Here is a 6,807-nt window from a genome sequence, read left to right as displayed (position 1 = left end):
GCGTGAAGTCATCTTTCATACTTCGCCGAAGACGCTAGGTCGTTGGCTTGAGGAGGCGTATTCTACACTCTCCAGTGGCGGCGTCAAGCGCTTATTTTAAGAAGTTTTTCAAGCGATGATTTCTTAATCACTCTCGTGAAAAGAAGCATTACCCGAAGCCCTTAAAGCGTTTGTCACCTGAATCAAATCCCCGAAGGTTTTTAACTCTCTAACACCGCTGCAAGTCCCGTACTATCTAAGCTTTCGTTTAGTTAGTTGGCCTGCTGTGCCGTGTCAGTGGATGCGCATTATAGGCAAATCCTGACAGAGCACAAGGGGCTAAATGAGAAAAAGCGCAATAAAAGTGAAGTTTTATTACTGGTTGCTGATAAAACACCCTGACTAGCTACTTTTTAGGCTTTATAATGCCAAAAATCTCCACTTTAAGGACTTTGGGATGACTAACTCGCGAAATAATAAGTCACTACGCTCGTATAAAGGGATAGTGCCACAGCTTAAGAATAATGTTTATGTCGATGAGGCATGTGTTTTAGTGGGGGATATCACATTGGATGATGACTCAAGCGTCTGGCCACTAGTGGCTGCCCGTGGTGATGTTAACCATATCTATATTGGTAAGAGAACCAATATTCAAGACGGCAGTGTGTTACACGTCACCCGTAAGTCGGCTTCATTACCTGAAGGGCAACCATTAATCATTGGTGATGATGTGACTATAGGCCACAAGGCGATGTTGCATGGCTGCAAAGTGGGTAACCGCATATTAGTCGGTATGGGGGCGATTATTTTGGATGGCGCTATACTGGAAGACGATGTCATTCTTGGTGCTGGCTCATTAGTGCCGCCAAATAAGACTCTTAAGAGTGGCTTCTTATATGTAGGCAGTCCAGCCAAACAGGCTCGACCGCTTACTGAAGCTGAACTCGCTTTCTTGCCACAATCAGCAGATAACTATGTCAGGCTAAAAAATGAGTATTTAGCAGAAGGCAATTAAACGTTTATTAGGTGACGATTATTCGCCCTAACTCATCGAGCAGCTCTTGTTCGATGAGCTGTTCCACCTCTTCTTCTATATCAAATCGATAAGTTTCAAACACTGCCAGCGCTTTAATTGCTATGTCTTGATCTGTAGCGTTTAAGATTGTCCCTGATAATGCGGCTAACTTCGCGATACCAATTCGACACTCTATATTCATGCCCTGCTGTTGAGCAGGAAAAACGACCATTTGCGATGATTGCTCCCAATCTTGTAGATCAGGAAATAAAATACTTTGATTCATGTATATCCCAATGAATATCTCGATTAAAGCTCAGCTCTAAGCTGGCTTAAAACTGTTTCAACACTTGGCTTAACCCCGCGCCAAATTAAAAAGCTTTCTGCGGCCTGCCCGACTAGCATTCCTAAGCCGTCTATTGTTCGTTTAGCTCCTTGCTCTGCCGCCCAAAGATTAAATGCTGTTTGCTCTTTGCCATACATCATATCGTAGCAAACGGTATCAGCATGAATGACCTCTACACTAAGGTTTGGCACCTCACCACTTAAACTCGACGATGTTGAATTGATAATGACATCGTAGTTTTGACCTGTATGAGTAATCGGTTGAGCACAAACTTGACCGTATTGGGTAAATATATCGACCAAAGTCTCTGCTTTTGACTGTGTGCGATTCACAATCGTCAGCTCTGCAATATTTGCTTGTAATAGTGGTAAAACACTGCCTCTTGCAGCACCACCGGCACCAACTAACAGAACACGCTTACCTTTAAGGCTGCCAAAATGCCTTTGCAGATCTGCCACTAAACCTAAGCCATCGGTATTATCACCACGAATTCTGCCATCATCTAACACTGATAACGTGTTTACTGCTCCCGCTAATTGTGCCTGCTCGCTTAATTCATCGCACAGCGCAAAAGCCTGCTCCTTAAAAGGTACGGTGACATTCGCACCTAAGCCATTATTGGCCGCAAACTCACTAAAACTAGCTTCAAAGGCGTCAATTGGTGCCAGTATGGCTTCATAGCGCAAAGCTTGATTTGTTTCTGCAGCAAAGACAGCATGAATGCTTGGTGACTTACTATGGCCGATGGGGTTGCCAAATACTGCGTATCTATCCGTCATTTTCAATTCTCTACTACTCGCTACAGGAAATAAGCAATCAGTTTACCGCGGTTCTAGCCACGAGCAATCTATTCCAGCGCAGTTATTTTCAGCTACTTGTTGCTACAATGGCGGCATTATGAATTTGGTGCAGATATATGATGGATTGGTTAAAACGCCTTATAGGCAAAAAAGAGCTTAAGGATGAACGCGATCATCAACAATCTAATGCTTACGATCGAATTGGCGGCGAGCAAACCATTCGTGCGATTGCCAAACAGTTCTATGTGCAGATGCAAACCATACCTGAAACCAAACCCCTACTCGATATTCACCGTGCTCCAATAAGCGAGTCGGAGCAAAAACTGTTTGAGTTTCTTAGCGGCTGGTTAGGCGGGCCACAGCTATATCAACAAAAACACGGTCACCCCGCCCTTCGAGCAAGACATATGCCTTTTAAAGTTAATGAAGCGATGCGGGATCAATGGTTAACCTGCATGAAAGCGGCCATTCAATTAGAAGTAAAAGATCCACAGCATCAGCAAGCTATTTATAGTGCGGTAGCCACTCTGGCAGATCATATGCGTAATCAATAACCGTTATTGATTACGCTTTATGATTTATAAGCTCAACCACTCTTGCGGCTTAAGATAATCACTGTAGAGAGCCGCTTCAGGACTACCCGCCTCTGGAGTATAAGCATACTCCCAACGAACGAGTGGTGGCATAGACATTAAAATAGACTCTGTGCGGCCACCAGTTTGCAGCCCAAACAAGGTGCCACGATCATAAACTAAGTTAAACTCGACATAGCGACCACGACGATAAAGTTGGAACTGACGTTCATGCTCACCGTACTCGGTATCTTTACGACGCTCAACAATGGGCGCATAAGCGGTTAAGAAACCATTACCAACCGCTTGCATAAAGTCGAAGCTCTTATCGAATCCCTGTTTATTTAAATCGTCGAAGAACAATCCGCCAACACCACGGGTTTCATTACGATGTGGTAACCAGAAGTATTCGTCACACCATTTTTTGTATTTAGGATAGGCTTCATCACCAAATGGTTCACATAATGTTTTAGCACTTTGATGCCAACTAACAACATCTTCGAGATAAGGGTAATAAGGTGTTAAATCAAAGCCGCCACCAAACCACCATACAGGATCTGCGCCCTCTTTCTGTGCAATAAAGAAACGCACATTGGCATGAGTGGTCGGTATATGGGGATTCTTAGGATGGATGACCAGTGAAACGCCCATCGCTTCAAAGCTACGTCCTGCGAGTTCAGGACGATGCGCTGTTGCTGATGCTGGCATAGAAGCACCAGTAACGTGGGAAAAGTTAACGCCGGCTTGCTCGAATACGGCACCATTGGTCAATACTCGACTTTGTCCGCCACCGCCCTCTTCTCGCTTCCAAGAATCCTCGACAAACTCGGCTTCGCCATCTAGCGCTTGTAGTCCATTACAAATTCGAGTTTGAAGATCGAGTAAGAAAGCTTTTACGACTGCTGAATCTGGTGTGCTCATACTTTTCCTTGATTAACCTTGTCTGAGAATGTTGCCACTCTTGGCATCGATAATAGTTGAAGGGGCGTGCTGATGACCTAGCTCCCCTAGCACTAATCCAGAGATAATCCCTTCAAACTGCTGCTTTACAGCCGATGGAGATGGCGCTGGTTGCTGGCCTGATAAATTGGCACTGGTAGAAACAATAGGTTTATTAATTGCGGCGCATAAAGCTCTCACGCCTTCATGGGCTGTCACTCTCACCGCAATGGAATCAAAAGTCCCGCTTAATAGTTTAGATAAACCGGGCTTGATTGGCATGATAAAGGTAAACGGCCCAGGCCATTTGCTGTGAGCAAATGCAAGCTGCTCTGCAGTTAACTGCGACTCATCTATATAAGGAAGTAACTGTTGGTATTCTCCAGCCACTAGTATCAGCCCCTTTTGCCAAGGACGCTGCTTTACCTGCAGCAAATGGTTAATCGCAGCATCATTATCAGGATCGCAGCCCAAGCCGTAAACAGCCTCGGTAGGGTAAGCTATCACGCCTCCGCCCATAACAACTTCAGCCACTTCAGCTGGCAATACTTCTAACATTGGTCTCTCTTAACCTCAACTCAGTGCACACTGCAACATCGCTATGATTACTTAAAAGCGACATTAGTGGAAGATAATATGGTCATTTAGACTGGTTAGTTAGATTGGTCGCTTATACTTACACGATTTTTCAGGACACTCTAAGCGCATGCCAGCGGCTCCTTTACGCTCGACGAGTATCCCAAAGCCACAATCAGGGCATGTCTCGGCAACGGGTGGGTAGTTCACCAAAAACTTACACTTAGGGTAAGCACTGCAAGCATAAAAAGACTTACCAAAACGGCTAGTTCGATGCTCAACATGGCCCTTTTTACATTTGGGGCAGCTTATCTCATCTTCCGCATCTGCCTGATCATGTTTTTCGATATGGCTACACTCTGGATAGTTAGTACAACCGATAAAAATACCGAAACGCCCCGACTTTACCGCAAGTTCACTGGCGCATTCAGGACAAGATGAACCTTCAATCACTTGAGTTTCTATCGACTCATGCTGCACCAACGGTCGAGTATAATCACAGCTTGGATAGTTATTGCAGCCAATAAATCCACCATGTTTACTGTGCCTCACAGACAATTCGCAGCCACACTTAGGGCAGAGTTCATACTCTTTCTCTAGTGCATGCTCGTGTGTTGTAAACAGTTGCTGATCGATTTTGGCCATGATTGTCTCAGTTCATCAGTATGCCGCTATTCTACCAAGTATTAGCCTGACTGTTGTATACATCTAATAGGTTTTGATAAAAAACGGTGATATATTGTATCCAAAAAAAATATAAGGCGTGATTAATGAATTCAAAAACGAAAATTGCATTAACTATTATAGTTGCACTTTCTGGCTCAATATCTGGTTGTTCTAGCAAAAGTAACACGGTACCAACTCCTGAAATAATCCAGCAGATAAGCTCAAGCTCTGAAAGTGCGCTATTTGACGAAACTAACCCGCTTATGACGATATCTCATTTCCAGCAAGCAAGCGTCGCGTTAGCCAGCACAACAGATACCAACACGCTTGATGAACTACTCTACTATTTTCGCGCATTCAGTTATTACGGCCCCATTGACGACCTGGAATTATCAGACTATGCCAGCTTGTCTGTTGCACTCGAAAGCCTTGCTGACTCTGGAGTGTTAAATGGAACAGCGCGCTTACAAGAACAATATGCAGTAACCGTTTATCGCTACTTTGCTAACAACGAGCGCGCAGCGCAACTTGCACCGCTACTATCACAACTCAATAGCCAACTAGCACTACTTGCTGCGTCCACCAGCCAACAAACAAACGACTACGCACTGCTAGAGACACTAAAAGCTTATGGTTTTCTGTTTAATGTGAGCCGTAAAAAAGTTGAAGGTGAGCTCAATACCGTACTGTTGTCTGCAAACCTTAATCAGCCATTATTAGCTTTTGCAGCCAACAAAAGCAGTATTCGTGCTGAGCAAGACTGGCCGAGAACGAATGCCTACTGGGCATTAGCATTATATAGACTCGCATTACCAGGTTCAGAAGATGGCGAAGCGACTCCACTCGAGCTTGCTGTCGATAAAGCTGTGGCTGACATTGCTAGACAAGATGTGGCGGAGCGCGGGGATATTGCCAAAGATGCCTACAGTCGAGGCTATCACGTCAATACTTTTTCAGCTCAAGAACGCTGCCAAGAAAATAGCGACATTTGCCGCATACCGGAGCTAACCGAAGGCTTACCCATTGAACACCACTGCTCAGAGTCGCTATTTATATTGGCGCAAGATCTCAACGAGCAAGAGTTAGTAGAAAGCTGCACTAAGCTCACCTCGCAAGAATCTCACTTTCATAATGTACTTGAGACACAGCAGCAGGCAACAGCCAACGACAACAATGAAGCACTAAGAGTCGTGGCTTTCAAAAACTGGAGCCAGTACAACTACTATGGCCAGCTAGTATTTGATATTCAAACCGACAACGGCGGCATGTATATCGAAGGTACCCCCTCAAAACCGGGTAACCAAGCAACGTTCTTTGCTTATCGCCAATGGTGGATAGAGCCGGAGTTCGCGATTTGGAACCTGAATCATGAATACGTGCACTACCTCGACGGCCATTTTGTAAAGTATGGCGGTTTCGGACACTTCCCTAGCAAAATGGTGTGGTGGTCAGAAGGTTTAGCAGAATACATTGCTCAAGGTGATACCAACCCTACCGCACTTAAGATCATCAAACGCGACATTGACAAGGCGCCAACGTTAGAAGAAATATTCGCGACTGAATATAAAGATGGCGTTGATATGACTTACAAGTGGAGCTATATGGCAGTGCGTTTCCTTGCTGAGCACTACCATAGCGATTACGTGAAATTGAGTCAGTTCTTAAAAACAGATTACTTCGAAGGGTATGAGTTGCTATTAGCCGACTTAACACAACATCAGCAACAGTTTTCTGAGTGGTTAACCTCTCAAGTGGTGCTATTTGATGACAGCGAGGAGCAATCTAAGCCACGTCTGCATAAGCAGAATCGTTATGCTTATCGTGACTACTTGCAACCGCAGCACCTCACTCAAGATAGCACTCATCTGCATTTTTAAATATGCATGAGTTACAGCACTAAAAAAGGAGGCGAAA

General features: G+C 44.7%; 8 protein-coding genes. 3 read left to right on the top strand and 5 right to left on the bottom strand.

From position 1 onward, the window contains the following. The first annotated feature begins 436 nt into the window (after positions 1–436). A complete protein-coding gene (locus K5R16_RS12015) occupies positions 437–994 on the top strand; it encodes a gamma carbonic anhydrase family protein (RefSeq protein WP_220737806.1) in 558 nt (185 codons plus the stop codon). Positions 995–1,001: 7 nt separating this feature from the next. On the opposite strand, the gene K5R16_RS12010 is transcribed toward K5R16_RS12015, so the two are convergent. Both K5R16_RS12010 and aroE read right to left on the bottom strand, forming a co-directional pair. Next, on the bottom strand, positions 1,002–1,280 hold the full coding sequence (locus tag K5R16_RS12010; RefSeq protein WP_220737805.1) for a DUF1488 domain-containing protein: 279 nt from the start codon (positions 1,278–1,280) through the stop codon (positions 1,002–1,004). Positions 1,281–1,303: 23 nt separating this feature from the next. Then, entirely contained in the window at positions 1,304–2,119 is an 816-nt protein-coding gene (gene aroE, locus K5R16_RS12005; RefSeq protein WP_220737804.1) for a shikimate dehydrogenase, read from the bottom strand. A gap of 140 nt (positions 2,120–2,259) precedes the next feature. On the opposite strand from aroE, the gene K5R16_RS12000 reads away from it, so the two are divergent. After that, the gene (locus K5R16_RS12000; RefSeq protein WP_220737809.1) at positions 2,260–2,694 is read left to right on the top strand and encodes a group II truncated hemoglobin; all 435 of its coding nucleotides are present in this window, start codon (positions 2,260–2,262) and stop codon (positions 2,692–2,694) included. A gap of 24 nt (positions 2,695–2,718) precedes the next feature. Here the strand turns inward: K5R16_RS12000 and hemF are convergent, their stop codons facing one another. From hemF to K5R16_RS11985, 3 genes are all read right to left on the bottom strand, one after another. Continuing rightward, on the bottom strand, positions 2,719–3,633 hold the full coding sequence (hemF, locus tag K5R16_RS11995; RefSeq protein WP_220737803.1) for an oxygen-dependent coproporphyrinogen oxidase: 915 nt from the start codon (positions 3,631–3,633) through the stop codon (positions 2,719–2,721). 12 nt (positions 3,634–3,645) lie between these two features. Next, positions 3,646–4,209, bottom strand: a complete 564-nt coding sequence (locus tag K5R16_RS11990) for an L-threonylcarbamoyladenylate synthase (RefSeq protein WP_220737802.1) — start codon at positions 4,207–4,209, stop codon at positions 3,646–3,648. 99 nt (positions 4,210–4,308) lie between these two features. Beyond that, positions 4,309–4,872, bottom strand: a complete 564-nt coding sequence (locus K5R16_RS11985; protein ID WP_220737801.1) for a type I DNA topoisomerase — start codon at positions 4,870–4,872, stop codon at positions 4,309–4,311. A gap of 125 nt (positions 4,873–4,997) precedes the next feature. Here K5R16_RS11985 and K5R16_RS11980 point away from each other — a divergent pair, with 125 nt between their 5' ends. Continuing rightward, positions 4,998–6,770 carry a collagenase gene (locus K5R16_RS11980; protein WP_220737800.1) on the top strand — a complete coding sequence of 591 codons (1,773 nt, stop codon included), beginning with the start codon at positions 4,998–5,000 and terminating at the stop codon, positions 6,768–6,770. The last annotated feature ends 37 nt before the right edge of the window (positions 6,771–6,807 follow it).

The organism is Shewanella sp. c952 (genome assembly GCF_019654975.1).
GTDB lineage: Bacteria > Pseudomonadota > Gammaproteobacteria > Enterobacterales > Shewanellaceae > Shewanella.
Note: the sequence above shows the minus strand (reverse complement) of the source record. Positions and strands in the feature narration are given on the sequence as shown.